The sequence below is a fragment of the Escherichia sp. MOD1-EC5950 genome, assembly GCF_002965345.1.
Taxonomy (GTDB): domain Bacteria; phylum Pseudomonadota; class Gammaproteobacteria; order Enterobacterales; family Enterobacteriaceae; genus Escherichia; species Escherichia marmotae.
The window spans coordinates 1-24,936 of sequence record NZ_PTSR01000041.1 but is presented as its reverse complement, the minus strand read 5'-3'; the positions used below and the strand labels follow the sequence as shown (position 1 = coordinate 24,936).

At 51.3% G+C, this 24,936-nt stretch carries 23 protein-coding genes; 8 read left to right on the top strand and 15 right to left on the bottom strand.

The features are described from left to right. Nucleotides 1–429: 429 nt before the first annotated feature. The 6 genes from odhB to sdhC all read right to left on the bottom strand — a co-directional run bounded on the left by odhB (nucleotide 430) and on the right by sdhC (nucleotide 8,095). On the bottom strand, nucleotides 430–1,647 hold the full coding sequence (gene odhB / locus BEA93_RS22415; RefSeq protein WP_105225073.1) for a 2-oxoglutarate dehydrogenase complex dihydrolipoyllysine-residue succinyltransferase: 1,218 nt from the start codon (nucleotides 1,645–1,647) through the stop codon (nucleotides 430–432). A gap of 14 nt (nucleotides 1,648–1,661) precedes the next feature. After that, the gene (sucA, locus tag BEA93_RS22410; RefSeq protein WP_016248481.1) at nucleotides 1,662–4,463 is read right to left on the bottom strand and encodes a 2-oxoglutarate dehydrogenase E1 component; all 2,802 of its coding nucleotides are present in this window, start codon (nucleotides 4,461–4,463) and stop codon (nucleotides 1,662–1,664) included. A gap of 388 nt (nucleotides 4,464–4,851) precedes the next feature. After that, nucleotides 4,852–5,568, bottom strand: a complete 717-nt coding sequence (gene sdhB, locus BEA93_RS22405) for a succinate dehydrogenase iron-sulfur subunit SdhB (RefSeq protein ID WP_001235258.1) — start codon at nucleotides 5,566–5,568, stop codon at nucleotides 4,852–4,854. Nucleotides 5,569–5,583: 15 nt separating this feature from the next. Beyond that, nucleotides 5,584–7,350, bottom strand: coding sequence for a succinate dehydrogenase flavoprotein subunit (gene sdhA, locus BEA93_RS22400; RefSeq protein WP_000775533.1), 1,767 nt, complete (start codon nucleotides 7,348–7,350; stop codon nucleotides 5,584–5,586). After that, the gene (gene sdhD, locus BEA93_RS22395) at nucleotides 7,350–7,697 is read right to left on the bottom strand and encodes a succinate dehydrogenase membrane anchor subunit (protein WP_016248480.1); all 348 of its coding nucleotides are present in this window, start codon (nucleotides 7,695–7,697) and stop codon (nucleotides 7,350–7,352) included. Before sdhD ends, sdhA begins: the two co-directional genes overlap by 1 nt. Beyond that, on the bottom strand, nucleotides 7,691–8,095 hold the full coding sequence (gene sdhC, locus BEA93_RS22390) for a succinate dehydrogenase cytochrome b556 subunit (protein WP_172954578.1): 405 nt from the start codon (nucleotides 8,093–8,095) through the stop codon (nucleotides 7,691–7,693). Before sdhC ends, sdhD begins: the two co-directional genes overlap by 7 nt. A gap of 380 nt (nucleotides 8,096–8,475) precedes the next feature. Here sdhC and BEA93_RS25140 point away from each other — a divergent pair, with 380 nt between their 5' ends. The 7 genes from BEA93_RS25140 (at nucleotide 8,476) to BEA93_RS22350 (ending at nucleotide 16,537) form a co-directional block, all read left to right on the top strand. Then, entirely contained in the window at nucleotides 8,476–8,583 is a 108-nt protein-coding gene (locus BEA93_RS25140) for a hypothetical protein (RefSeq protein WP_122983127.1), read from the top strand. 205 nt (nucleotides 8,584–8,788) lie between these two features. Beyond that, nucleotides 8,789–10,072: a citrate synthase gene (gltA, locus tag BEA93_RS22375; RefSeq protein WP_000785838.1), complete on the top strand. Its 1,284-nt coding sequence runs from the start codon at nucleotides 8,789–8,791 to the stop codon at nucleotides 10,070–10,072. A 389-nt stretch (nucleotides 10,073–10,461) separates the two neighbouring features. After that, complete coding sequence (locus tag BEA93_RS22370) at nucleotides 10,462–11,028, top strand: fimbrial protein (RefSeq protein WP_000472404.1); 567 nt, start codon at nucleotides 10,462–10,464, stop codon at nucleotides 11,026–11,028. A gap of 50 nt (nucleotides 11,029–11,078) precedes the next feature. Then, the gene (locus tag BEA93_RS22365) at nucleotides 11,079–13,538 is read left to right on the top strand and encodes a fimbria/pilus outer membrane usher protein (protein ID WP_172954577.1); all 2,460 of its coding nucleotides are present in this window, start codon (nucleotides 11,079–11,081) and stop codon (nucleotides 13,536–13,538) included. Between the two features lie 14 nt (nucleotides 13,539–13,552). Continuing rightward, nucleotides 13,553–14,284 carry a fimbrial biogenesis chaperone gene (locus BEA93_RS22360; protein ID WP_001515994.1) on the top strand — a complete coding sequence of 244 codons (732 nt, stop codon included), beginning with the start codon at nucleotides 13,553–13,555 and terminating at the stop codon, nucleotides 14,282–14,284. Continuing rightward, on the top strand, nucleotides 14,281–15,342 hold the full coding sequence (locus tag BEA93_RS22355) for a fimbrial protein (RefSeq protein WP_001272413.1): 1,062 nt from the start codon (nucleotides 14,281–14,283) through the stop codon (nucleotides 15,340–15,342). The genes BEA93_RS22360 and BEA93_RS22355 overlap by 4 nt, the downstream gene beginning before the upstream one ends. 148 nt (nucleotides 15,343–15,490) lie before the next feature. Then, a complete protein-coding gene (locus BEA93_RS22350) occupies nucleotides 15,491–16,537 on the top strand; it encodes an AbrB family transcriptional regulator (protein ID WP_061090947.1) in 1,047 nt (348 codons plus the stop codon). Here the strand turns inward: BEA93_RS22350 and nei are convergent. From nei to ybgI, 5 genes are read right to left on the bottom strand one after another with little or no spacing between them, the layout of a single operon-like run. Then, nucleotides 16,534–17,325, bottom strand: coding sequence for an endonuclease VIII (gene nei, locus BEA93_RS22345; protein WP_016248477.1), 792 nt, complete (start codon nucleotides 17,323–17,325; stop codon nucleotides 16,534–16,536). The two genes, BEA93_RS22350 and nei, sit on opposite strands and share 4 nt — an antisense overlap. 35 nt (nucleotides 17,326–17,360) lie before the next feature. Next, nucleotides 17,361–18,095 carry a 5-oxoprolinase subunit PxpA gene (pxpA, locus tag BEA93_RS22340; protein ID WP_016242609.1) on the bottom strand — a complete coding sequence of 245 codons (735 nt, stop codon included), beginning with the start codon at nucleotides 18,093–18,095 and terminating at the stop codon, nucleotides 17,361–17,363. Then, the gene (gene pxpC / locus BEA93_RS22335; protein ID WP_001515990.1) at nucleotides 18,085–19,017 is read right to left on the bottom strand and encodes a 5-oxoprolinase subunit PxpC; all 933 of its coding nucleotides are present in this window, start codon (nucleotides 19,015–19,017) and stop codon (nucleotides 18,085–18,087) included. The genes pxpA and pxpC overlap by 11 nt, the downstream gene beginning before the upstream one ends. Continuing rightward, on the bottom strand, nucleotides 19,011–19,667 hold the full coding sequence (pxpB, locus tag BEA93_RS22330) for a 5-oxoprolinase subunit PxpB (protein ID WP_001188383.1): 657 nt from the start codon (nucleotides 19,665–19,667) through the stop codon (nucleotides 19,011–19,013). Before pxpB ends, pxpC begins: the two co-directional genes overlap by 7 nt. Before the next feature lie 22 nt (nucleotides 19,668–19,689). Next, nucleotides 19,690–20,433, bottom strand: coding sequence for a radiation resistance protein YbgI (gene ybgI, locus BEA93_RS22325; RefSeq protein ID WP_000798885.1), 744 nt, complete (start codon nucleotides 20,431–20,433; stop codon nucleotides 19,690–19,692). A gap of 270 nt (nucleotides 20,434–20,703) precedes the next feature. On the opposite strand from ybgI, the gene dtpD reads away from it, so the two are divergent. After that, nucleotides 20,704–22,185, top strand: a complete 1,482-nt coding sequence (dtpD, locus tag BEA93_RS22320) for a dipeptide permease DtpD (protein WP_001032669.1) — start codon at nucleotides 20,704–20,706, stop codon at nucleotides 22,183–22,185. A gap of 175 nt (nucleotides 22,186–22,360) precedes the next feature. On the opposite strand, the gene phrB is transcribed toward dtpD, so the two are convergent. The 4 genes from phrB to BEA93_RS25825 form a co-directional block, all read right to left on the bottom strand. Beyond that, entirely contained in the window at nucleotides 22,361–23,779 is a 1,419-nt protein-coding gene (gene phrB, locus BEA93_RS22315) for a deoxyribodipyrimidine photo-lyase (protein ID WP_105225070.1), read from the bottom strand. Continuing rightward, a complete protein-coding gene (locus BEA93_RS22310) occupies nucleotides 23,776–24,285 on the bottom strand; it encodes a YbgA family protein (protein ID WP_000350026.1) in 510 nt (169 codons plus the stop codon). Before BEA93_RS22310 ends, phrB begins: the two co-directional genes overlap by 4 nt. A 158-nt stretch (nucleotides 24,286–24,443) precedes the next feature. Then, on the bottom strand, nucleotides 24,444–24,737 hold the full coding sequence (locus BEA93_RS22305; protein ID WP_016248474.1) for a hypothetical protein: 294 nt from the start codon (nucleotides 24,735–24,737) through the stop codon (nucleotides 24,444–24,446). 123 nt (nucleotides 24,738–24,860) lie between these two features. After that, nucleotides 24,861–24,936: hypothetical protein (locus tag BEA93_RS25825; RefSeq protein ID WP_225374967.1), on the bottom strand; the 76-nt coding region annotated here is incomplete at its 5' end.

Here is a 24,936-nt window from a genome sequence, read left to right as displayed (position 1 = left end):
GGCATCGCTTGTCGGATGCGGCGCGAGCGCCTTATCCGACCTACATCGGAGTCACCCGTAGGCCTGATAAGACGCGTTAAGCGTCGCATCAGGCATCGCTTGTCGGATGCGGCGCGAGCGCCTTATCCGACCTGCATCGGAGTCACCCGTAGGCCTGATAAGACGCGTCAGCGTCGCATCAGGCATCGCTTGTCGGATGCGGCGCGAGCGCCTTATCCGACCTACATCGGAGTCACCCGTAGGCCTGATAAGACGCGTTAAGCGTCGCATCAGGCATCGCTTGTCGGATGCGGCGCGAGCGCCTTATCCGACCTGCATCGGAGTCACCCGTAGGCCTGATAAGACGCGTTAAGCATCGCATCAGGCATCATTCATCGGATGCGGCGATAACGCCTTATCCAGTCTACAGTGCAGGTGAGGCTTAAACTACTACACGTCCAGCAGCAGACGCGTCGGATCTTCCAGCAACTCTTTGATTGTCACCAGGAAACCCACGGATTCGCGACCATCGATCAGGCGGTGATCGTAGGACAGCGCCAGGTACATCATCGGCAGGATCTCAACCTGACCATTCACCGCCATCGGACGATCTTTAATAGCGTGCATGCCCAGAATTGCGCTCTGCGGCGGGTTGATGATAGGCGTAGACATCAGGGAACCGAACACACCACCGTTGGTGATGGTAAAGTTACCACCGGTCAGATCTTCAACCGTCAGCTTGCCGTCACGGCCTTTCACAGCCAGCTCTTTGATTTTCTTCTCAATGTCAGCCATGCCGAGGGTATCGACATCACGCAGAACCGGCGTTACCAGACCGCGCGGCGTAGAAACTGCCATGCTAACGTCGAAATAGTTGTGGTAAACCACATCATCGCCATCAATAGATGCGTTCACTTCCGGGTAACGTTTCAGCGCTTCAACAACCGCTTTCACATAGAAGGACATAAAGCCCAGACGGATGCCGTGGCGTTTTTCAAACGCTTCACCGTACTGCTTACGCAGATCCATAATCGGCTTCATGTTGACTTCGTTGAACGTGGTCAGCATAGCGGTGGAGTTTTTCGCTTCCAACAGACGCTCTGCCACGCGCTTACGCAGACGAGTCATCGGTACACGTTTTTCGCTACGAGCAGCCAGTGCTGGTTGAGCCGCCGGAGCAGTTGCTGCCGGAGTTGCATCTTTCGCCGGGGCTTTCGCCAGATGTTTTTCCACATCTTCACGGGTCAGACGACCGCCAACACCGGTGCCTTTAATAGCGCTGGCATCGAGGTTGTGTTCAGCCAGCAGGCGACGGATCGCCGGGCTTAACGCGTCGTTGTTTTGCTCTTCCAGAGACGCCTGCTGACGTTGCGCAGGCGTGGACGCTTTCTCTTCAGATTTAGCGCGGGTTTCTTTACCCGCGCTATTGCCTTCACGCAGGCGGCCGAGGATCTGACGAGACGTTACGGTTGTACCTTCATCTTCCAGAACCGCATCCAGAATGCCGTCTGCTGATGCCGGTACTTCCAGTACCACTTTGTCAGTTTCGATTTCCACCAGCACTTCATCACGTACGACTGCGTCGCCGGGTTTTTTATGCCAGGTTGCGACGGTGGCATCAGCTACGGATTCAGGCAGGTCAGGGACCAGAATATCTACGCTACTCATTTTGTATCCTTTATTTATTCGACGTTCAGCGCGTCATTAACCAGATCTTGTTGCTGTTTCTGGTGAACGGACATATATCCTACCGCCGGAGAGGCGGAGGCCGGGCGGCCTGCATAACGCAGAGAAGCCCCAAACGGAATCACTTCACGGAAATGATGCTGGCTGCAGTACCATGCGCCCTGGTTGAGCGGCTCTTCCTGGCACCAGACAAAATCCTTGACGTGAGCAAACTGCTGCAACACTTCCTGCATCGCTTTATGCGGGAACGGGTAGAGTTGCTCGATACGCACGATGGCGACATCTTGTTGATTGTTCTTACGGCGTTGTTCAAGCAGGTCGTAATAAACCTTACCAGAACACATCACTACGCGCTTCACGCCCTTCGGATCAAGCTCGTCGATTTCACCGATGGCTGGCAGGAAGGTGCCGTTCGCCAGTTCTTCGAGGCTGGAAACCGCCAGCGGATGACGCAGCAGCGATTTCGGTGACATGACCACCAGCGGACGACGCATCCCGCGCAGCGCCTGGCGACGCAGCATGTGGTAAACCTGTGCCGGAGTAGACGGTACGCAAACCTGCATGTTTTGCTCGGCGCAAAGTTGCAGATAACGTTCCAGACGCGCGGAGGAGTGCTCCGGCCCCTGCCCTTCGTAACCGTGCGGCAGCAGCATCACCAGACCACACATACGGCCCCATTTCTGTTCGCCGGAGGAGATGAACTGGTCAATAACGACCTGGGCACCGTTGGCAAAGTCACCGAACTGTGCTTCCCAGATGGTCAACGTCCGCGGTTCTGCGGTGGCATAACCGTATTCAAATGCCAGCACTGCTTCTTCAGACAGTACGGAGTCCCAGACGCGGAACGCGCCCTGACCGTTATGAATATGTTGCAGCGGCGTATAAGTGGAGCCGTTGGACTGGTTGTGAATCACTGCGTGACGGTGGAAGAAGGTTCCGCGACCGGAGTCTTCACCAGACAGACGAACCGGAATACCTTCATCAACCAGCGTGGCGTAAGCAAGGTTTTCCGCGCCGCCCCAGTCAAACAGTTTTTCACCGGCCGCCATCGCCTGGCGATCACCATAAATCTTGGCAACGCGAGACTGCATCTCAATGGCTTCTGGCACCGTGCTGATACGTTTTGCCAGTTCCTGCAAACGCTTCATCTCAACCTTGTTCGGGTATTCTTCATCCCATTCGTGGTTGAGATACGGCGACCAGGTGAAAGAGTGCATGTTCATCGGACGCCACTCAGCCACTACGCAATCGCCCGCATCCAGCGCATCGCGGTACAGGTTAACCATCTCGGTGGCATCTTCCAGCGTCGCCACTTTTTCCTGCTCCAGCTTGTCCGCGTAGATTTTGCGCGGCGTCGGATGTTTTTTGATTTTCTGATACATCAGCGGCTGGGTTGCACTCGGCTCGTCGGCTTCGTTGTGGCCGTGACGGCGGTAGCATACCAGGTCGATGAAAACATCACGTTTGAAGGTGTTACGGAAATCGAGCGCCAGACGGGTAACAAAGGCAACCGCTTCCGGATCATCCGCATTAACGTGGAAAATCGGTGCCTGTACCATCTTACCAATATCAGTACAGTACGGCGTAGAACGGGCATCCAGCGGGTTAGAGGTAGTGAAGCCCACCTGGTTGTTGATAACGATACGCACCGTACCGCCAACTTCATAACCACGCGCTTTTGACATGTTCAGGGTTTCCTGAACTACGCCCTGTCCGGTCACTGCGGCATCACCGTGGATGGTGATTGGCAGCACTTTGTTGCTGCTCGGCTCATCAAGTCTGTCCAGACGGGCACGAACAGAACCGATAACCACCGGGCTTACAATCTCAAGGTGAGACGGGTTAAACGCCAGCGCCAGGTGTACCAGGCCGCCATCGGTCTGGAAGTCAGACGAGAAGCCCATGTGGTATTTCACGTCGCCCGTGCCGAGGTGTTCTTTATGCTTACCGGCAAACTCGTCGAACAAGTCTTGCGGTTTTTTACCCAGCACGTTCACCAGCACGTTCAGACGACCACGGTGCGCCATCCCGAGAACCACTTCACGGGTGCCGCTGTTGCCAGCGTGGCGGATCATCTCTTTAAGCATCGGGATTAACGCGTCACCGCCTTCCAGCGAGAAGCGTTTTGCGCCAGGGAATTTTGCGCCGAGGTAACGTTCAAGGCCTTCAGCGGCGGTCAGTTCGCTTAAGAAGCGTTTTTTCTCTTCGCTATTGAACGTCGCGCGACCAGACTCGATACGCTGTTGGATCCAGCGTTTTTCTTCGGTGCTGGTAATGTGCATATACTCGGCGCCAATCGGGCCGCAGTAGGTTTGCTTGAGAGCTTCCAGCAGCTCGCCGAGTTTCATGGTTTCTTTGCCGCTGGCAAATGAACCGACGTTGAAGGTCTCCTGGAAGTCTGCTTCGGTCAGATCGTGGAAAAACGGATCCAGATCGGCCACTTTATCTTGCTGCCACAGTCCCAGCGGATCGAGATTCGCATGTTGGTGACCACGGAAGCGGTATGCGTTAATGAGCTGCAGGACTTTAACCTGCTTCACATTGGTGTCAGGGTCGGAGATCGTTGAAGAGTAACGTGAAGCATCTTTCGCCAGGCGGCGGAAATATTCACGCGTTTGAGAGTGGAATTGATCCGGTTTGACTCCCGTACCAGGTAACTGCTGGAACGTCGAACGCCAGTTAGCGTCAACCGAGTCAGGATCGGTTAAGAAGTCTTCATAGAGCTGTTCTATCCAGCTCTGGTTTGCGCCAGAGAGGTAAGAAGAGTCCAACCAGGCTTTCAAAGCGCTGTTCTGCATCGTGATCCCTTAAGCATCTTTTTTATGCTTACTTAATACTCTAAATAGTTCACGTTTCAGGAAGTTGGTCAGCTTGTGAATCCCCGGGAGCTTACACTCAGTAAGTGACCGGGGTAAGCAAGCGCAACCAACGCACATGCAACGTGAAATATGACGAGTATTTTCGCCGTGGATACTACCACGCACAATGATGTGCGTGCCGGGGTTCACTTGTTGCGGACTTGTCGTATTTTCTGCGTCCGCTAAGGAACCTTTAAAAACTGTCTTAGTGTCAGGGGCAGTTTTTAAAGATTTCCTGCATTTCTTTTGTAGGCCGGATAAGGCGTTCACGCCGCATCCGGCTCTGGTTGCCTGATGCGACGCTTGCGCATCTTATCAGGCCTGAGGTTTACGCATTGCGTTGCAACAACATCGACTTGATATGGCCGATGGCGCGCGTCGGGTTCAGCCCTTTTGGACAGACACTGACGCAGTTCATGATGCTGTGACAGCGGAATACACTGAATGCATCGCTCAAACCGTCAAGGCGGCTGTCAGTCTCGGTATCACGGCTATCGATAAGGAAACGATACGCCGCTAACAAGCCTGCCGGACCGATAAACTTATCGGGGTTCCACCAGAAAGACGGACAAGAGGTTGAACAACATGCGCAGAGAATACATTCATACAGCCCGTCGAGTTTTTCACGTTGCTCTGGCATTTGTAAATGCTCACGAGCTGGTAGATTTTGTCCATTATTCAACAAGTAAGGCTTAATTTTCTCATATTGGGCATAGAATTGTCCCATGTCTACCACCAAATCGCGGATCACCGGTAAACCAGGCAGCGGGCGAATCACAATCTTCTTGCCCGGCTGGTTGAGTGCCGAAATTGGGGTTATACAAGCCAGACCATTTTTGCCGTTCATGTTCAGACCGTCAGAACCGCACACCCCTTCACGGCAGGAGCGACGGAACGACAGGCTGGGATCTTTCTCTTTGAGCTGAATAAGCGCATCCAGCAGCATCATGTCGCGACCTTCTTCCGCTTCCAGGGTGTAATCCTGCATACGCGGAGCATCATCAACATCCGGGTTATAGCGATAAATTGAAAACTCGAGTCTCATTTTCCTGTCTCCGCATTAGTAAGTACGAATCTTCGGCGGGAATGCCGGGCGCAGTTTCGGTTCCATGTTGACGCTACGTCGCGTCATGGATTCCGACTCTGGCAGATACAGGGAGTGGCACAGCCAGTTTTCATCATCACGATCCGGGAAGTCGAAGCGGCTATGCGCGCCACGGCTTTCGGTACGGAAATTAGCAGAAACAGCCGTTGCATAAGCCGTTTCCATCAGGTTATCCAGTTCCAGGCACTCAACGCGCTGAGTGTTGAACTCACTGGAGGTGTCATCCAGACGAGCATTTTTCAGCCGCTCGCGGATCACTTTCAACTGCTCAAGGCCTTTCGCCATCGCATCACCTTCCCGGAATACCGAGAAGTTATGCTGCATACATTCTTGCAGTGCTTTGCGAATCGCCACCGGATCTTCACCGTTACGGTTGTTGTTCCAGCGATTCATGCGTTCCAGAGAGGCTTCAACATCAGACTCGCTGGCATCGCGCAGTGCACCCTGTTCACTGATAGATTCTTGCAGATGCAGACCCGCCGCTCGTCCAAATACCACCAGATCCAGCAGAGAGTTACCGCCAAGACGGTTAGCGCCGTGTACCGATACACAGGCAATTTCGCCCACCGCAAACAGCCCTGGAATCACCACATCTTCGCCTTTCTCGTTCACGGTCAGCGCCTGACCAGTCACTTTGGTCGGAATACCGCCCATCATGTAGTGGCAGGTTGGGATAACCGGAATCGGTTCTTTCACCGGATCGACGTGAGCAAAGGTTCGGGAGAGTTCAAGGATACCCGGCAGACGGGATTCAAGAACTTCTTTACCCAGGTGGTCGAGTTTCAGTTTTGCGTGTGGCCCCCACGGACCATCACAGCCGCGACCTTCACGGATTTCGATCATGATGGAACGCGCCACCACATCACGCCCCGCCAGGTCTTTGGCGTTCGGTGCATAACGCTCCATAAAGCGTTCGCCATGTTTGTTCAGCAGATAACCGCCTTCACCACGACAACCTTCAGTCACCAGCACACCCGCACCCGCAATGCCGGTCGGGTGGAACTGCCACATTTCCATATCCTGCACTGGTACGCCAGCACGGATAGCCATGCCAACGCCGTCGCCGGTATTAATGTGGGCGTTGGTGGTGGACTGATAAATACGCCCTGCCCCGCCAGTCGCCAGCACCGTTGCGCGGGCTTTGAAGTAAACCACTTCACCGGTTTCGATGCACAGTGCGGTACAACCGACCACCGCGCCATCCTGGTTTTTCACCAGATCCAGCGCATACCACTCGGAGAAAATGGTGGTGTGGTTTTTCAGGTTCTGCTGATAAAGAGTGTGCAACAGTGCATGACCGGTACGGTCAGCCGCCGCCGCAGTACGTGCCGCCTGCTCACCGCCGAAGTTTTTCGACTGACCGCCAAATGGACGCTGATAAATACGACCATCATCAAGGCGCGAGAACGGCAGGCCCATATGTTCCAGTTCCAGAATCGCTTCCGGCCCGGTTTTACACATATATTCAATCGCGTCCTGGTCACCGATATAGTCCGACCCTTTGACGGTGTCGTACATATGCCATTCCCAGTTATCTTCATGGGTATTACCCAGCGCAACGGTAATGCCGCCTTGCGCAGAAACAGTATGGGAACGGGTCGGGAAGACTTTGGAAAGCAGCGCACAGGTCTGGCCGCTCTGGGAAATTTGCAGCGCCGCGCGCATACCTGCGCCACCGGCACCAATCACAACTGCATCAAATTCTCTGACTGGCAATTTCATCACACACCCCACACCACAACGAATCCATAAATCACGTAAACCACCAGCGCAACAACAATTACCAGTTGCAGCATCAGACGCAAGGCCAGCGGTTTAACGTAGTCGGTCAACACCTGCCACATGCCGATCCAGGCATGAATCAAGATGGAAAACAGCGCCAGCAGGGTAAACACTTTGGTGAACGCAGAGGCAAAGAAACCGCTCCAGACTTCATATGTCAGCTCGCTACTGGTAGCGAAAAAACCAACCATATAAATGATGTAGAGCGTCAGGACGATAGCGGTGGCGCGAACGAGGATGAAATCATGTACGCCATTGCGTCCTAATGCGGAGGCGTTGCTTACCATACGAGGACTCCTGCGAGAAGTGAAAGCACGACAGTGATAACAAAGGAGATTTTGGCGGAGCGTTTACCCGCTTCGAATGTTTCTTCCAGATAGCCAAAATCCATCATCATGTGGCGAATACCTACGACGACGTGATATGCCAGAGCGGTAAGGATGCCCCACATGATAAATTTGACGACGAAGCTGCCCATAATGGCGGAAGCTTGTTCGAAACCTTCGGGGGAAGAGAGACTGGAACCCAGAAGCCACAGCAGGATGCCCACTGCAACAAACGTGATCACACCGGAAACGCGATGAAGAATGGACGCTATCGCCGTGATGGGGAACCGGATGGTCTGTAGGTCCAGATTAACAGGTCTTTGTTTTTTCACATTTCTTATCATGAATAACGCCCACATGCTGTTCTTATTATTCCCTGGGGACTACGGGTACAGAGGATAACTTTCTGTTACCTGGAGACGTCGGGATTTCCTTCCTCCGGTCTGCTTGCGGGTCAGACAGCGTCCTTTCTATAACTGCGCGTCATGCAAAACACTGCTTCCAGATGCGAAAACGACACGTTACAACGCTGGGTGGCTCGGGATTGCAGGGTGTTCCGGAGACCTGGCGGCAGTATAGGCCGTTCACAAAATCATTACAATTAACCTACATATGGTTTGTCTGGTTTTATCCAGAACAGTGATCTGAGTCACGATAAAAACATTTATTTAATTTTTAATCATCTAGTTTGACAATCATTCAACAAAGTTGTTACAAACATCATCAGGAAAAGCATATAATGCGTAAAAGTTATGGGGTCACTATTTCACCTAAGATTAACTTATGTAACAGTGTGGAAGTATTGACCAATCCATCCAGGACAGTTATTAGTGATAGACAGGTTTAATAATTCGGATTGCTAAGTGCTTGATTCGCCGTTTATTCGTCATCAATGAATACTTTACCTGCAAGCGCCCAGAGCTCTGTACCCAGGTTTTCCCCTCTTTCGCAGAGCGGCGAGCCAAATAACAATCGGGTAAAGCCAGGTTGATGTGCGAAGGCAAATTTAAGTTCCGGCAGTCTTACGCAATAAGGCGCTAAGGAGACCTTAAATGGCTGATACAAAAGCAAAACTCACCCTCAACGGGGATACAGCTGTTGAACTGGATGTGCTGAAAGGCACACTGGGTCAAGATGTTATTGATATCCGTACTCTCGGCTCAAAAGGTGTATTCACCTTTGACCCAGGCTTCACTTCAACCGCATCCTGCGAATCTAAAATTACTTTTATTGATGGTGATGAAGGTATTTTGTTGCACCGCGGTTTCCCGATCGATCAACTGGCGACCGATTCTAACTACCTGGAAGTCTGTTACATTCTGCTGAATGGTGAAAAACCGACCCAGAAACAGTATGACGAATTTAAAACTACGGTTACCCGCCATACCATGATCCACGAACAGATTACTCGTCTGTTCCACGCCTTCCGCCGCGACTCTCATCCGATGGCGGTCATGTGCGGTATTACCGGCGCACTGGCGGCGTTTTATCACGACTCACTGGATGTTAACAATCCACGTCATCGTGAAATCGCGGCGTTCCGTCTGCTGTCGAAAATGCCGACCATGGCAGCAATGTGCTACAAGTATTCCATTGGTCAGCCATTTGTTTACCCACGCAATGACCTCTCCTACGCCGGTAACTTCCTGCACATGATGTTCTCCACACCGTGCGAACCGTATGAAGTCAATCCGATTCTGGAACGCGCGATGGATCGTATTCTGATCCTGCACGCAGACCATGAACAGAACGCGTCGACCTCTACCGTGCGTACCGCTGGCTCTTCGGGTGCGAACCCGTTCGCCTGTATCGCAGCAGGTATCGCCTCTCTGTGGGGGCCGGCTCACGGTGGTGCTAACGAAGCTGCGCTGAAAATGCTGGAAGAAATCAGCTCGGTGAAACACATTCCGGAATTTATGCGTCGTGCGAAAGATAAAAATGACTCTTTCCGCCTGATGGGCTTCGGTCACCGCGTGTATAAAAACTACGACCCACGCGCCACAGTAATGCGTGAAACCTGCCACGAAGTGCTGAAAGAGCTGGGCAGCAAAGATGAGCTGCTGGAAGTGGCTATGGAGCTGGAAAACATCGCGCTGAATGACCCGTACTTTATCGAGAAGAAACTGTACCCGAACGTAGATTTCTACTCCGGTATCATTCTGAAAGCGATGGGTATTCCGTCTTCTATGTTCACCGTGATCTTCGCCATGGCGCGTACTGTCGGCTGGATTGCTCACTGGAGCGAAATGCATAACGAAGGCATGAAAATCGCCCGTCCACGCCAACTGTATACTGGTTACGAAAAACGCGATTTTAAAAGCGATATCAAACGCTAGTCTTTGATTACTGCGCAGTAAATTCTTTTAACCCGTCCTCTATATGGCGGGTTAATTTTTATATGCCTAAACACAAAAAACTGTAAAAATTAAATCGAGTACAAATATCCATAAATAGGGTTAAAAAATGTGATAACTCATATTCTGAGCAGAATGATAAGTTTAACTTTATACTTCCCCGTCGGTAGCATCATTAACCCAATGAAAATTATGCATATCCAAATGCGCCCTACCTTTATCACATAAAACAATAAATTTACACAATCAATTAATGGCCCCATTACATAACAAGATTTTTAATATTGTTAAATAAAACAAAACATATTCAATTGCCAGCTCAGATATTCTTGTCACGCAATACTCTATCTCTTTATTTAAAGGACTCAGTTATGTTTAAAGGACAAAAAACATTAGCTGCACTGGCTGTATCTCTGTTGTTCACAGCACCTGTTCATGCTGCTGATGAAGGTTCCGGTGAAATTCACTTTAAAGGTGAAGTTATTGAAGCACCGTGTGAAATCCATCAGGATGATATCGATAAAGAAGTTGAACTCGGCCAGGTGACCACCAGCCACATTAATCAGTCACATCACAGCGATGTCGTTGCTGTCGACCTACGCTTAGTCAATTGCGATCTGGAAAACTCTAATAACGGTTCCGGTGGCAAGATTTCTAAAGTCGCGGTCACCTTTGACAGCTCAGCGAAAACCACCGGTGCAGACCCGATACTCAACAATACCAGCACTGGAGAAGCCACCGGTGTCGGTGTGCGTTTAATGAATAAGGATCAAAGTAATATCATTTTAGGCACAGCTTCTCCGGACATCGACCTGGCACCGACGTCCAGCGAGCAAACGCTGAATTTCTTTGCCTGGATGGAACAAATTGATCAGGTTACACCAGTAACTCCAGGCGCAGTTACGGCTAACGCGACCTACGTGCTGGATTATAAATAAGTATTATTTTGGCGGCGTCATCGCCGCCTTTCTTCAAATATTTATCAGGTATGGACACCGTGAATATTTATCGACTCTCTTTTGTATCCTGCCTGGTCATGGCGATGCCTTCCGCAGTGGCGGTCGAATTCAACCTGAATGTCCTCGATAAATCAATGCGCGACCGCATTGATATTTCATTATTAAAGGAAAAAGGTGTCATTGTTCCCGGTGAATATTTTGTTAGCATTGCAGCAAATAATAACCAAATCAGTAATGGGCAAAAAATTAACTGGCAAAAAAATGGTGACAAAACCATTCCGTGCATCAATGAATTACTGGTCGATAAATTTGGCTTAAAACCTGAAGTCCGTCAGTCGTTACCACTGATAAATCAGTGCGTCGATTTTAGCTCCCGACCTGAAATGCTCTTCAATTTTGATCAGGCCAATCAGCAACTGAATATCACTATTCCGCAAGCCTGGCTGGCGTGGCATTCAGAAAACTGGATGCCACCCTCCACATGGAAAGAAGGTGTCGCCGGGATCCTGATGGATTACAACCTGTTTGCCAGCAGCTACCGCCCACAGGATGGCAGCAGCAGCACTAACCTGAACGCCTACGGAACAGTCGGAATTAACGCAGGGGCATGGCGCTTACGCAGTGATTACCAGTTGAATCAGACCGATAGCGATGATAACCATGAACAGTCAGGCGAAATATCACGCACTTATCTTTTTCGCCCATTACAGCAATTAGGTTCAAAATTAACCCTCGGTGAAACGGATTTCAGTTCCAATATTTTCGATGGCTTTTCTTATACCGGCGCGGCACTGGCGAGTGACGATCGGATGTTACCGTGGGAACTGCGCGGCTACGCCCCACAAATTAGCGGTATAGCACAAACCAATGCCACGGTGACTATCAGTCAATCAGGCCGCGTTATTTACCAGAAAAAAGTCCCGCCAGGCCCGTTTATCATTGATGACCTTAATCAGTCCGTCCAGGGTACGTTAGATGTTAAAGTGACAGAGGAAGATGGTCGTGTGAATAATTTCCAGGTGTCGGCAGCATCAACGCCCTTCCTGACGCGCCAGGGGCAGGCTCGCTATAAACTGGCCGCAGGCCAGCCACGACCCTCCATGTCACATCAAACTGAAAATGAAACCTTTTTTAGCAATGAAGTTTCCTGGGGTATGCTCTCAAACACCTCGCTGTACGGCGGCCTGCTGATTTCTGGTGATGACTACCATTCTGCCGCATTGGGTATCGGGCAAAATATGCTCTGGCTTGGCGCGCTATCGTTTGATGTCACCTGGGCCAGTAGCCATTTTGACAACCAGCAGGACGAGCGGGGCTTAAGCTATCGCTTTAATTACAGCAAACAAGTAGATGCCACAAACAGCACGATTTCGCTCGCCGCTTATCGCTTCTCAGATCGTCATTTTCACAGCTACGCCAACTATCTGGATCACAAATACAACGACAACGATGCGCAAGATGAAAAACAGACAATCAGCTTATCCGTAGGCCAACCAATTATCCCGCTGAATCTCAACCTGTACGCCAACCTCTTACATCAGACCTGGTGGAACGCAGATGCCTCCACGACTGCCAACATCACGGCGGGCTTTAATGTTGATATTGGTGACTGGAAAGATATCTCAATCTCAACGTCGTTCAATACGACCCACTACGAAGACAAAGATCGCGACAACCAGATTTACTTGTCGATTTCATTACCCATTGGTAACGGTGGTCGAATCGGTTATGACATGCAAAACAGTAGCAGCAGCACCACACACCGCATGTCATTGAATGATACGCTGGATGAACGTAATAGCTGGGGCATGTCTGCAGGAATGCAATCCGATCGCCCGGATGATGGCGCACAGTTGAGCGGCAACTATCAACATCTGAGTTCGGCGGGCGAATGGGATCTTTCTGGCACCTATGCCGCCAATGATTACAGCTCTGTCAGCACTAGCTGGAGCGGTTCTTTCACCGCAACCCAATATGGTGCAGCGTTCCATCGCCGCAGCTCCACCAATGAACCACGGTTGATGATCAGCACCGATGGTGTGGCAGATATCCCGGTTCAGGGCCAACTCGATTATACCAATCATTTTGGTATCGCCGTGATACCGCTAATTTCCAGTTACCAGCCGTCCACCGTGGCAGTCAACATGAATGATTTACCTGACGGCGTGACGGTAGCAGAAAATGTCATCAAAGAAACGTGGATTGAAGGCGCGATTGGTTACAAATCGCTGGCATCCCGTTCCGGTAAAGACGTTAACACCATCATTCGCACCGCCAACGGCCATTTCCCACCTCTCGGTGCCGATATCCGGCAGGATGACAGCGGTATCAGCGTGGGTATGGTTGGCGAAGAAGGTCATGCCTGGTTAAGCGGTGTTGCTGAAAATCAACAATTTACCGTGATCTGGGGTGACAAACAAAGTTGCATTATTCATCTACCAGAACGTCTGGAAGACACAACAAAACGCCTGATTTTACCTTGTCATTAATTAAGGAAAAGCGAATGACATTTATTAAAGGACTGCCACTGATTCTGTTAACCGTCAGCCTGGGTAGCTACGCTGCAGTGCAACCTGATCGCACACGCATTGTGTTTAACGCCAATGATAAAGCCACCAGCCTGCGAATAGAAAACCAGAGTGACAAACTGCCTTATCTTGCTTATTCCTGGATAGAAAATGAAAAAGGGGAGAAAAGCGACGATCTTCTGGTCGCCCTGCCACCGATTCAACGTCTGGAACCGAAAGCAACATCGCAAGTGCGGATTGTAAAACAAGCATCAACTCCAAAATTGCCCGGCGATCGCGAAACGCTGTTCTACTATAACATGCGCGAAATTCCTCCAGCCCCGGATAAAAGCAGCGATCATGCGGTACTTCAGATCGCTATCCAAAGTCGTATCAAATTGTTCTGGCGACCTGCAACGTTACGCAAGAAAACAGGTGAACATGTAGAGCTGCAGTTACAGGTTAGCCAACAGAGCAACCAACTGACACTGAAAAATCCTACCGCCTATTATCTGACTATCGCCTACCTGGGGCAAAATGAAAAAGGGGTACTCCCCGGTTTCAAAACCACTATGGTCGCACCTTTCGGCTCGGTAACCACTCATACGGGAAGCTATAACGGCAGTCAATTTTACCTCGGCTACATGGATGATTACGGCGCATTGCGAATGACCACCCTGGACTGTAACGGGCCGTGTCGTTTACAGCCAGTGGAGGCGAAGAAATGAGTGCTGGCAAAGGATTATTACTTGTTATTTGTCTGCTATTTCTGCCGCTGAGGTCTGCGCTGGCGCTGGACTGTTATTTTGGTGCATCGGGTGGTCAGGTAGAAAAATCAGAAAATATTCAGCCGTTTGCTGTACCGGGTAATGCCAAACCCGGCGATAAAATCTGGGAGTCTGATGATATTAGAATTCCCGTCTATTGCGACAACAATACTAACGGCAACTTTGAGAGTGAGCATGTTTTTGCTTGGGTAAACCCGTACCCAGGCGTGCAGGACCCCTATTATCAATTAGGCGTAACCTATGAAGGTGTGGACTATGACGCCAGTCTGGGGCAAAGCCGCATCGACACGAATCAGTGTATCGATAGTAAGAAAATTGATATTTACACCCCGGAACAGATCATTGCGATGGGCTGGCAAAACAAACTTTGCTCCGGTGAGCCGACAAATATTCATAAATCACGGACTTTTATTGCACGTATGCGACTTTACGTCAAAGTCCGCACCATGCCGCCTCATGATTATCAAAGTACTCTCAGCGACTACATCGTGGTGCAATTTGATGGCGCGGGCAGTGTTAACGAAGATCCCACCGCCAGAAACCTGAAATATCATATTATCGGTCTGGAAAACATTCGCGTGCTGGATTGCAGCGTGAATTTTTCTATTACCCCAGCCAATCAGGTGATTGATTTCGGTAAATTTAATGTGCTGGATATCCGGCGGCATAACATGACAAAAACGTTCGGTATTAAAACGACCAAATCACAAAATGATCAATGCACCGACGGATTTAAGGTTAGCTCCTCGTTTTATACAGAAGAAACGTTAGTTGAAGACGATAAAGCATTACTCATTGGCAACGGACTTAAGCTGCGGTTACTGGATGAAAACGACTCGCCCTACACCTTCAACAAATACAGCGAGTATGCCGATTTCACCAGCGACATGTTGATCTACGAAAAAAACTATACGGCTGAACTTTCGTCCACGCCAGGCACTCCCATCGAGGCTGGGCCATTCGACACGGTGGTGCTTTTTAAAATTAACTACAACTGATGAGACTAATGCCCTTTGCCAGTACAGGGCATCTTATTCAGATAATTGCTGATTTTCCCCTTTTCCTTGATTGCCGTTATTTTTTCCAGGTCCGGCTTTCTTTATGCTGTATCGATACACCAAAGATAAAATAACGAGGATACGAAGGATGCCAGTCTTGCAGTGGGGAATGTTATGTGTGTTGTCACTTCTCCTTTCTATTGGCTTCCTCGCGGTACATCTCCCGGCGGCGCTATTGCTCGGACCGATGCTCGCCGGGATCATCTTCAGTATGCGCGGAGTGACCCTGCAACTCCCCCGCTCCGCTTTTCTCGCCGCGCAAGCCATTCTTGGCTGCATGATTGCGCAAAACCTCACCGGTTCTATTCTCACCACTCTGGCCGTTAACTGGCCGATTGTGTTAACTATTTTGCTGGTAACGTTGCTTTCCAGCGCCATCGTGGGCTGGTTATTGGTGCGCTATAGCTCACTGCCCGGAAATACCGGTGCCTGGGGCTCCTCGCCTGGTGGTGCGGCGGCAATGGTTGCTATGGCACAAGATTACGGCGCAGATATTCGCCTGGTGGCGTTTATGCAGTATCTGCGAGTTCTGTTTGTCGCGGGCGCGGCGGTTCTGGTAGCGCGAATGATGCTGGGCGATAACGCTGAAGCGATGAATCAGCAAATAGTCTGGTTCCCGCCCGTCAGCATAAATCTCCTGTTTACCGTCTTGCTCGCGGTCATTGCTGGCACGGCGGGATGCCTGTTGCGTCTTCCTTCCGGCACGATGCTCATCCCGATGCTGGCGGGTGCGGTGCTCCAGTCTGGCGAGTTCATCACGATTGAGTTACCGGAATGGCTGCTGGCGATAGCATATATGGCGATTGGCTGGCGGATTGGGCTGGGTTTCGATAAGCAAATCTTACTGCGGGCATTACGCCCACTGCCGCAAATCCTGTTGTCGATTTTTGCACTGCTGGCTATTTGTGCCGGTATGGCGTGGGGGCTGACCCGGTTTATGCATATTGATTTTATGACCGCCTACCTCGCCACCAGCCCTGGCGGGCTTGATACGGTAGCGGTCATCGCCGCAGGGAGCAATGCCGATATGGCGCTCATCATGGCGATGCAAACCCTGCGCCTGTTCAGTATTTTGCTGACGGGGCCAGCCATTGCGCGGTTTATTTCAACCTATGCGCCGAAACGTTCTGCCTAGTGCTGGCAGCCAGGGCACCAGTAAAACGGGCGCGAAGATAGCGTGGTTTTCTCAATGATGCTGCCACACCGTTCGCACTTCTCACCATCACGATGAAAAACCTTAAAGCTGAACAGCGCCCCGTGATGTTTATTCTCATCAACCTGACCACGCGTTTTGTACGAGAGGCGCGGGATATCCAGTAGCGCGTGCGACAGCGCATCCAGTTGTGTCGCGTTAAGTTCTTTCGCTTTATGATTTCCGGTCAACCCAACCTGCCAAAGGATCTCCACCCGCAGATAGTTGCCCAGCCCCGCCAGAAACGCCTGGTCGAGCAGTAATCCGGCGAACTGACGGTTACGAAAGCGCAGCGACAATAACCGTTCTTTCACCCCTTCCGGCGTCAGATTCGGGTCGAGCACATCGGGGCCGACCCGTTGTAAGAACGGATGCGTAGTCAATTGTCCCGGCGTCAACATCTCAATATCCGAGGCGCTATAAAGCAGAATGGTTTTGTCGGCCGTTTGCAGTTTTACCCGCAACACCCGCGTGGTCTGCGGCTCTTCGCCGGTATCAACCACTCGCCAGACACCGTAGAGTTGGTTATGGCTATAAAGCGTTAACCCGCCGGAAAAATGGGTCAGCAACGCTTTTCCGCGCGTTTCCACATGGGTGACGTGTTGACCAATAAGTTGTGATTGATAAGTTTTTAACTGCGGGAAGGCAAACCAGACATCGGTCAGTGGTTTGCCTTTGATCGCCGCCTCCAGGTTATCCGCTGCACGGCGGATCTCCGGGCCTTCAGGCATGGTGATTTCCTTTTTTCGTTCTTTATTCAACGGGATTATGCTGCAACCATAATCCCTTTTTCGGCAAATGCAGATCGTAGCCGGCGGGCGAATGCCAGTGCATGCTCACCGTCGCCATGCAAACAGACTGTCTGTACTGTTACCGTCGCCCATTCGCCAGTGATACTCTTCACTCTGCCGTGTTGCACCATCTCCAGCGTTTGCCCCAACGCCTGTTCTTCATCTTCAATCAACGCGCCTGGCTGGCTTCGCGACACCAGCGAGCCGTCAGCCTGATATCCACGATCGGCAAACACTTCCTCACGCGTTGTCAGGCCATATCGCTTGCCTGCACGAATCAGTTCGCTTCCTGCCAGTCCAACGAGAATCAATGCCGGATCGCAAGCGTAAACCGCTCTGGCGATGGCGTCTGCCAGTTGTGCGTCTCTCGCCGCCTGGTTGTACAGCATGCCATGGGGTTTGACGTGACGCATCACACCACCTTCACCACGGGCAATCGCCGCCAGCGCGCCAATCTGATACAACGTCTGGGCGTAAACCGTTTCCGGCGGCAGTTGCATGGCGCTGCGTCCAAAGTTTTCCCTGTCGGGGAAACTCGGGTGCGCGCCAATCGCTACACTATTTTTTATTGCTTCACGCACGCAAGCCTGCATAGTTTGCGCGTCGCCTGCATGAAATCCACAGGCAATATTGACTGAGGAAACCAGCGTTAATAGCTCAGCGTCACTGGCGCAGCCTTCACCCAGATCGGCGTTCAGGTCAATTTTCATTGTGCAGCCGCCACGCTAATTGTTCGAAATAACGTTGCTGATCCTGCCGCGCTTTTAGTGCCTCTTCCAGTGAACACTGGACAAAATGAATCGGCTGTCCGAGTGGAATTTGCGCCAGATGGTACATATCGGCCTCAATGATACAGGCAATGCGCGGATAACCGCCGGTCGTCTGTGCATCATTCATCAACACAATCGGCTGACCGTTATGCGGCACCTGCACCACGCCCGGCAGCAAGCCGTGAGATAACAACTCGCGGGATGTATTACGCTTTAAGATTTGCCCCTGTAAGCGATAGCCCATCCGGTTACTTTGCGGGCTAAGCTGCCAGGGCGAACGCCAGAATGCATCCTGCGAGGCGCGATCGAACTCATGGTATTCCGGCCCCGGTAAGGCGCGAATCCGGTTACCCCACAGCAACTGTTTAACGCCTTGCGCTTCCATAAAATCACGCTTCGCTTTGCCGATGGGGAGTCGGTCTCCATCCTTCAGTAAGCGCCCTTCCAGCCCGCCAATCCCTACTTTGAGATCGGTACTGCATGATCCCATCACTGGCGGAACATCAATACCGCCCGCCACGGCCAGATAGCTGCGTACACCATGTTGTGGGCGTTTAAGCGTTAAACGCTGACCTGCTTTCATCGGCAAACGCCAGCCCGTCCAGACGGCGTTATCATCCAACCGAGCTTCGCAACCCGCGCCTGTCAGGGCAAACCAGCCGTCGCGTTCAAATTCAACCGTTAACTGACCGAGCGTGATTTCCAGTGCCGGAGCGTTAGCATCATTACCCACCAGCAGGTTAGCAATGCGCAGCGCAGGCAAATCCAGCGCTCCACAGTGGCTGATACCCGACTGGCGAAAGCCGTGACGACCGCCATCCTGAACAGTGGTGTACATCCCCGCGCGAATAATCTTCAGCATACTCCCTCCTTCTGCGGCACAAAGCGCACGCTGTCTCCAGGACGTAATAAGATAGGCTCGTCACGGGTCGGGTCAAACAAACTGAGCGAGGTATGACCAATCAACTGCCAACCGCCCGGCGTTGCCACCGGATAAACACCCGTTTGCGATCCACCGATCCCGACAGACCCCGCCGGAACAAGCAAGCGCGGTTCTGCGCGTCGTGGCGTGTTTAGTTGTTCCGGCAAACTCCCGAGATACGGGAAGCCCGGTTGAAAACCTAAAAACCAGACCACGTATTCCACGGAGGAGTGCAATTCAACAACCTGTTTTTCGCTCAACCCACAATGCGCCGCAACCACCGACAAATCCGGCCCGCCTGCGCCACCATAAACCACCGGGATTTCGATAAAGCGTGACTCTGGCTCCAGTGCCTCACTCTCCTCCCACCAGCGTTGCAAACGCTCTATAGCATCCAGCGCCAGCGACTCCGGATTACGTAAAATCACCGTGATATTGTTCATGCCGGGAATGGCTTCAACCACATTCGGCATATCCACCAGACGCTGGGCCAGTCGCCAGATACGTTTCTGGCTTGCCAACGTCACTGGCGGCTCCAGCTCCAGCACTACCGCCGTTTCGCCTAACAGATAACAACGCGCTCGTTGCACTTTCGATCCCTCTGATTATTCGTTATGCAGGATTAGGAATATCAATAAAGGTCACATCAAGATCGGTATTTTCATTCAACCACTCGCTTAACGCGCGAATACCACCGCGTTCAGTAGCATGGTGCCCCGCAGCATAAAAATGCAATCCCTGCTCGCGGGCAGAATGAATGGTTTGTTCAGAAACTTCGCCAGTAATAAAAGCATCCACGCCAAAACGCGCGGCGCTATCGATAAAACTTTGCCCGCCCCCCGTGCACCAGGCGACGCGCTGTACCACCTCCGGGCCGTTGTCGCCACACCACAACGGCTTGCGTCCCAGACGCGCTTCAATCCACGAGGCAAGTTCCAGCCCCGGCACCGGCATCGTCAGTTCACCCCACGGCACAAGTGGTTCGATCTCACCCATTACCGTAATCCCCAACAATGCCGCTAACTGCGCGTTATTGCCCAGTTCCGGATGCGCATCCAACGGCAGATGCCAGCCATACAGGTTGATGTCATTCGCCAGCAAGGTTTTCAAACGGTTACGCTTCATGCCGCGAATCACCGGCGATTCGCCTTTCCAGAAGTAGCCGTGATGCACGATCACCGCATCAGCCTCAAGACGCACAGCTTCATCGAGCAGCGCCTGGCTGGCGGTGACGCCGGTAACAATTTTTTGCACCGTCTCCTGGCCTTCCACTTGCAAGCCATTCGGCGCGTAATCACTTATCGCCGCGCTGTTCAGTTTCTCGTTAATCAGTTGTTCCAGTTCGGTGTTTTTCATCTTCGCGCCTTCTGTATTCTGATAGCTACACCGTTAACATAGCGTTACCTCGCCTGTTCGTCGATAGCCAATCTTTTGACATATTAAGAAACAAACACACCGCCAAAAGACGCAAATTGTTTATCTCGCCACGCCATAGTTCATGTATATTTATGCAAACAGACAGCATATTGCATAAATAATCAGATCTGTTTCAAGGTTTTAACTTTAAAGAAACACACGCACGCCACGCAACTATTACGTGGTGTCGTATCCAACCGCGGAATTATTATGAATAAACACGCATCACAGCCGCGCGCTATCTACTACGTTGTCGCGCTACAAATCTGGGAATATTTTAGCTTCTACGGCATGCGTGCCCTGCTGATTCTCTATCTCACTAACCAACTGAAATACAACGATACTCACGCTTACGCGTTATTCAGCGCCTACTGTTCGCTGGTGTATGTCACGCCGATCCTTGGCGGTTTCCTCGCGGATAAGGTTCTCGGCAACCGCATGGCAGTGATGTTGGGGGCGTTGTTGATGGCGATCGGGCATCTGGTGCTGGGTGCCAGCGAAATCCACCCGACATTCCTTTATCTCTCGCTGGCGATTATCGTCTGCGGCTATGGCCTGTTTAAATCTAACGTCAGTTGCCTGCTAGGTGAACTCTACGAGCCAACCGATCCACGTCGTGATGGCGGTTTCTCGCTGATGTATGCGGCGGGTAACGTGGGTTCTATTATCGCACCTATCGCCTGCGGTTATGCCCAGCAAGAGTACAGTTGGGCAATGGGCTTTGGCCTGGCTGCGGTTGGGATGATCGCCGGGCTGGTTATCTTCTTATGTGGCAATCGTCATTTCGCTCATACCCGCGGCGTTAACAAAGAGGTGCTGTGTGCGAAAAACGTTCTCCTGCCAAACTGGGGATGGCTGCTGGTTCTGCTGGTCGCAACGCCTGCACTGATTACCGTATTGTTCTGGAAAGAGTGGTCGGTTTACGCCTTAATTGTCGCCACTATCATTGGTCTTGGCGTGCTGGCAAAAATTTATCGCAAAGCAGAAAACCAGAAACAGCGTAAAGAGCTGGGGCTGATTGTCACTCTTACCTTCTTCAGCATGTTGTTCTGGGCCTTTGCACAGCAGGGCGGCAGTTCAATCAGCCTTTATATCGACCGTTTCGTTAACCGCGATATTTTTGGTTACACCGTTCCGACCGCCATGTTCCAGTCGATTAATGCCTTTGCCGTGATGCTGTGCGGTGTGTTCCTGGCGTGGGTCGTAAAAGAGAGTGTCGCGGGTAATCGTACCGTGCGCATCTGGGGGAAATTTGCACTTGGCCTCGGCCTGATGAGTGCCGGATTCTGCATTCTGGCCTTAAGTGCCCGCTGGTCTGCAATGTATGGTCACTCTTCTCTGCCACTGATGGTGCTGGGGCTGGCGGTGATGGGCTTTGCCGAACTGTTTATCGACCCGGTTGCCATGTCGCAAATTACACGCATTGAAATCCCCGGCGTGACCGGTGTATTAACCGGCATTTATATGCTGCTTTCTGGCGCGATTGCCAACTATCTGGCAGGGGTCATTGCCGATCAGACATCGCAAGCTTCGTTTGATGCTTCCGGGGCGATCAACTACTCCATCAATGCATATATTGAAGTGTTCGATCAAATCACCTGGGGTGCGCTGGCTTGTGTGGGGCTGGTACTGATGATTTGGCTGTACCAGGCGCTTAAGTTCAGAAACCGTGCGCTGGCGCTGGAGTCTTAATAAGTCAACACCGGTGCCTGATGCGACGCTGACGCGTCTTATCAGGCCTGGAGTCCCCTGCAATATATTGATTTTGCACTATTTAGTAGGCCGGATAAGGCGTTCACGCCGCATCCGGCATCCGGCATCCGGCATCCGGCATCCGGCATCCGGGCACGATTGCCTGACGCGTCTGTTATTTCCACTTCCTCGCAGCCTCATACGCTGCCAACGTTCGTACTCTCGCTTCTTTGTGATCAACAATCGGTTGCGGATAATCCAGCTTCACGCCTGCTTTCTCCGCCCATTTCCACGGCTCATGCACCAATTTCCCCGGCACATCGCGCAGTTCCGGTAACCACTGGCGGATAAACTCACCTTCGCGGTCAAATTTCTCGCCCTGAGTTGTCGGGTTAAAGATACGGAAATACGGCGCGGCATCAGTTCCGGTAGAAGCCGCCCATTGCCAGCCGCCGTTATTGGCAGCCAAATCACCATCAATCAGTTGCGACATAAAATATCGCTCGCCTTCGCGCCAGTCGATCAACAAATCTTTCACCAGAAAACTGGCAGTAATCATCCGCAGACGGTTATGCATCCAGCCAGTGCCATTAAGCTGGCGCATGGCAGCATCAACAATCGGATAGCCGGTCTTGCCTCCCTGCCAGGCCTTTAAATGCGCGGGGTTACTCTGCCACTGGACGCGATCGGTCCAGGCAATAAACGGGCGATGTTTACACAGCGAGGGGTGATACGTCATCAGATGGCGGTAGAACTCGCGCCAGATCAGCTCATTAAGCCAGACGCTACCCGCCCCGCCCTCCAGTGCCTGCGGTTGCTCTGCCAGCAGGCGATGCAAACACTGACGAGGCGATAATCCTCCCGTGGCCAGGCTGGCGGACAAACGGCTGGTGCCTTCCACTGCCGGAAAATTTCTTTGTTGCTCATACTCTCCGGCACCGCTCTGGCAAAACTGGCGTAATTGTGCAATCGCCGTTTTTTCTTCCACCGGAAAATGCGCTGCGTCGAAAGACAGACAGGGATAATTCAGCGTAATGGATGACGGGGGCGCTATCGATCCGCTACTACGAACTTTTGGTGCAGCGACGCACTCCGGTATCCCTTCCCGCAGCCGTTTCAGCCAGGCATTTTTAAACGGAGTAAAAACTTTGTACATCTCATGATTGCCGGTCATCACCGCGCCCGGTGGCAGGATCACGCTGTCGTCAAATCCTTCACACACCACGTTATGCAACGTTTTCTCAACTAGGGCATCCCGCGCTCGCTCGTTCACCTCGTACTGATAGTTATAAAACAGATGGGTTACGCGGTTTTCCTCACACACCTGTTTAACCATTTCAACGCTGGCGGCAAAATCATCCACTTCATGAAACAACAAGGGAATGCCTTTTTCCGCCAACATGATTTGCAGTGTATTAAGTTGAGCATTGATAAATTCAGCCTGACGCGGCGACATATTATGCGTCGCCCACTGACGAGGTGTAGCAATATACAGCGCCAGCACGCGTGCAGACGGATTGCGACAGGCAGCCGCCAGCGCCAGATTATCGTGCAGACGTAAATCCTGGCGGAACCAGACCAGATGGGTGGTCATAAAACTCCTGCATAGCGCAAGTTAAAAATACGCGGCCAAAGTTCGAAATAACGCTGCCCTGAAAGCCAGGCGTTAGGATAAAGCGCCATATAGTGTTTGATACGCATCAGCGGCGCAAGAAGAGGCTGCTCGCCACGGCGATAACTGTCGATAAGCGCAGCCAGTTGCTGGCGTTCTGTAGAATCAAGGTACGGGCGAAAATAACCCTGAACGTGCATCAAAACGTTGGTGTGATCGCGCGGGTTGGCGGGGTGAGAAAGCAAAACAATTACGCGTTGGCGATATTCGTTGTAATAGTCATCCAGATTTTGCCACCGGTGAATATCAGCCACAAACGGGCCAAGTTTGCGGTACTCAGGCTGGGAATGAGCCAGAAAGACGAGTTTATAGCGGCTGTGATAATCGAGAAGCGCCCCGCGCGTTAAGCCTCGCTCTTTGAGATTGTGTAACGCATGCAAAGCAAAAATGCGGATAAGGGGGCTGTCATCTAATAGTTGGTGATCCATTACTGCTCCTGAACGGTTTACAGGAGTAAGTGTAGACAATGGGAAATGAGATTTGTGGAGTTAATCCTGTTGTAGGAATGTGTGATGGGGCGTTTAGTGTGCTAAACGAGAATTAAATAATAAAAAGCCGGGAAGATTTAATTTTCCTCCCAGCTTTTTTAAAGTTTATTTATAGCTTGGTTAATTTCAAATAATAATGAGACAATATCTTTCGCAGAGCCATTATAAATGGGAATATCCCAATCAAAATCCTTTATTAAACAAATATAAAACTTCCCATTTATATCAAAAGATGGTCGCCACCCAACATCCAAAAGATACCCACCTGGATATTCAACCTGGAGCATATCTTCCTTAAGTTCATCTCGCTGTTCATTAAGAGGGATGCTTTGCTTCAGGGAAAAGTCATTAAAAACAACATTCCCTTTTTTTCCTAAGAAATCAATGTTCATGGTGTTGTTAGCCTTCGGAATTCATCGAGTGATATGGGATGCCCATGTATTTTCCCATCGCTAAGTTCAACTCGAACCCATTGAGATTCTTTACCCTCACTGGCCCCAATAACCAGGGCAAAATTACGAAAGCCCGCTCCCCGCAAGGACTGACGCCAGGTAGTTTCTGTCCATGGCTGCTTTTCGCATCTTACGTCTT

Coding starts and splice junctions, on each gene's coding strand:
- BEA93_RS22365 (WP_172954577.1), top strand. CDS start 11,079: ATGGACACCGTGAATATTTATCGACTCTCTTTTGTATCCTGCCTGGTC.
- BEA93_RS22305 (WP_016248474.1), bottom strand. CDS start 24,737: ATGAACATTGATTTCTTAGGAAAAAAAGGGAATGTTGTTTTTAATGAC.
- BEA93_RS22350 (WP_061090947.1), top strand. CDS start 15,491: ATGCCAGTCTTGCAGTGGGGAATGTTATGTGTGTTGTCACTTCTCCTT.
- sdhC (WP_172954578.1), bottom strand. CDS start 8,095: ATGTGGGCGTTATTCATGATAAGAAATGTGAAAAAACAAAGACCTGTT.
- BEA93_RS22310 (WP_000350026.1), bottom strand. CDS start 24,285: ATGGATCACCAACTATTAGATGACAGCCCCCTTATCCGCATTTTTGCT.
- pxpA (WP_016242609.1), bottom strand. CDS start 18,095: ATGAAAATTGACCTGAACGCCGATCTGGGTGAAGGCTGCGCCAGTGAC.
- odhB (WP_105225073.1), bottom strand. CDS start 1,647: ATGAGTAGCGTAGATATTCTGGTCCCTGACCTGCCTGAATCCGTAGCT.
- ybgI (WP_000798885.1), bottom strand. CDS start 20,433: ATGAAAAACACCGAACTGGAACAACTGATTAACGAGAAACTGAACAGC.
- sdhD (WP_016248480.1), bottom strand. CDS start 7,697: ATGGTAAGCAACGCCTCCGCATTAGGACGCAATGGCGTACATGATTTC.
- gltA (WP_000785838.1), top strand. CDS start 8,789: ATGGCTGATACAAAAGCAAAACTCACCCTCAACGGGGATACAGCTGTT.
- BEA93_RS22355 (WP_001272413.1), top strand. CDS start 14,281: ATGAGTGCTGGCAAAGGATTATTACTTGTTATTTGTCTGCTATTTCTG.
- nei (WP_016248477.1), bottom strand. CDS start 17,325: ATGCCTGAAGGCCCGGAGATCCGCCGTGCAGCGGATAACCTGGAGGCG.
- sdhA (WP_000775533.1), bottom strand. CDS start 7,350: ATGAAATTGCCAGTCAGAGAATTTGATGCAGTTGTGATTGGTGCCGGT.
- sdhB (WP_001235258.1), bottom strand. CDS start 5,568: ATGAGACTCGAGTTTTCAATTTATCGCTATAACCCGGATGTTGATGAT.
- pxpC (WP_001515990.1), bottom strand. CDS start 19,017: ATGCTGAAGATTATTCGCGCGGGGATGTACACCACTGTTCAGGATGGC.
- phrB (WP_105225070.1), bottom strand. CDS start 23,779: ATGACCACCCATCTGGTCTGGTTCCGCCAGGATTTACGTCTGCACGAT.
- sucA (WP_016248481.1), bottom strand. CDS start 4,463: ATGCAGAACAGCGCTTTGAAAGCCTGGTTGGACTCTTCTTACCTCTCT.
- BEA93_RS25140 (WP_122983127.1), top strand. CDS start 8,476: ATGCGTAAAAGTTATGGGGTCACTATTTCACCTAAGATTAACTTATGT.
- BEA93_RS22370 (WP_000472404.1), top strand. CDS start 10,462: ATGTTTAAAGGACAAAAAACATTAGCTGCACTGGCTGTATCTCTGTTG.
- BEA93_RS22360 (WP_001515994.1), top strand. CDS start 13,553: ATGACATTTATTAAAGGACTGCCACTGATTCTGTTAACCGTCAGCCTG.
- dtpD (WP_001032669.1), top strand. CDS start 20,704: ATGAATAAACACGCATCACAGCCGCGCGCTATCTACTACGTTGTCGCG.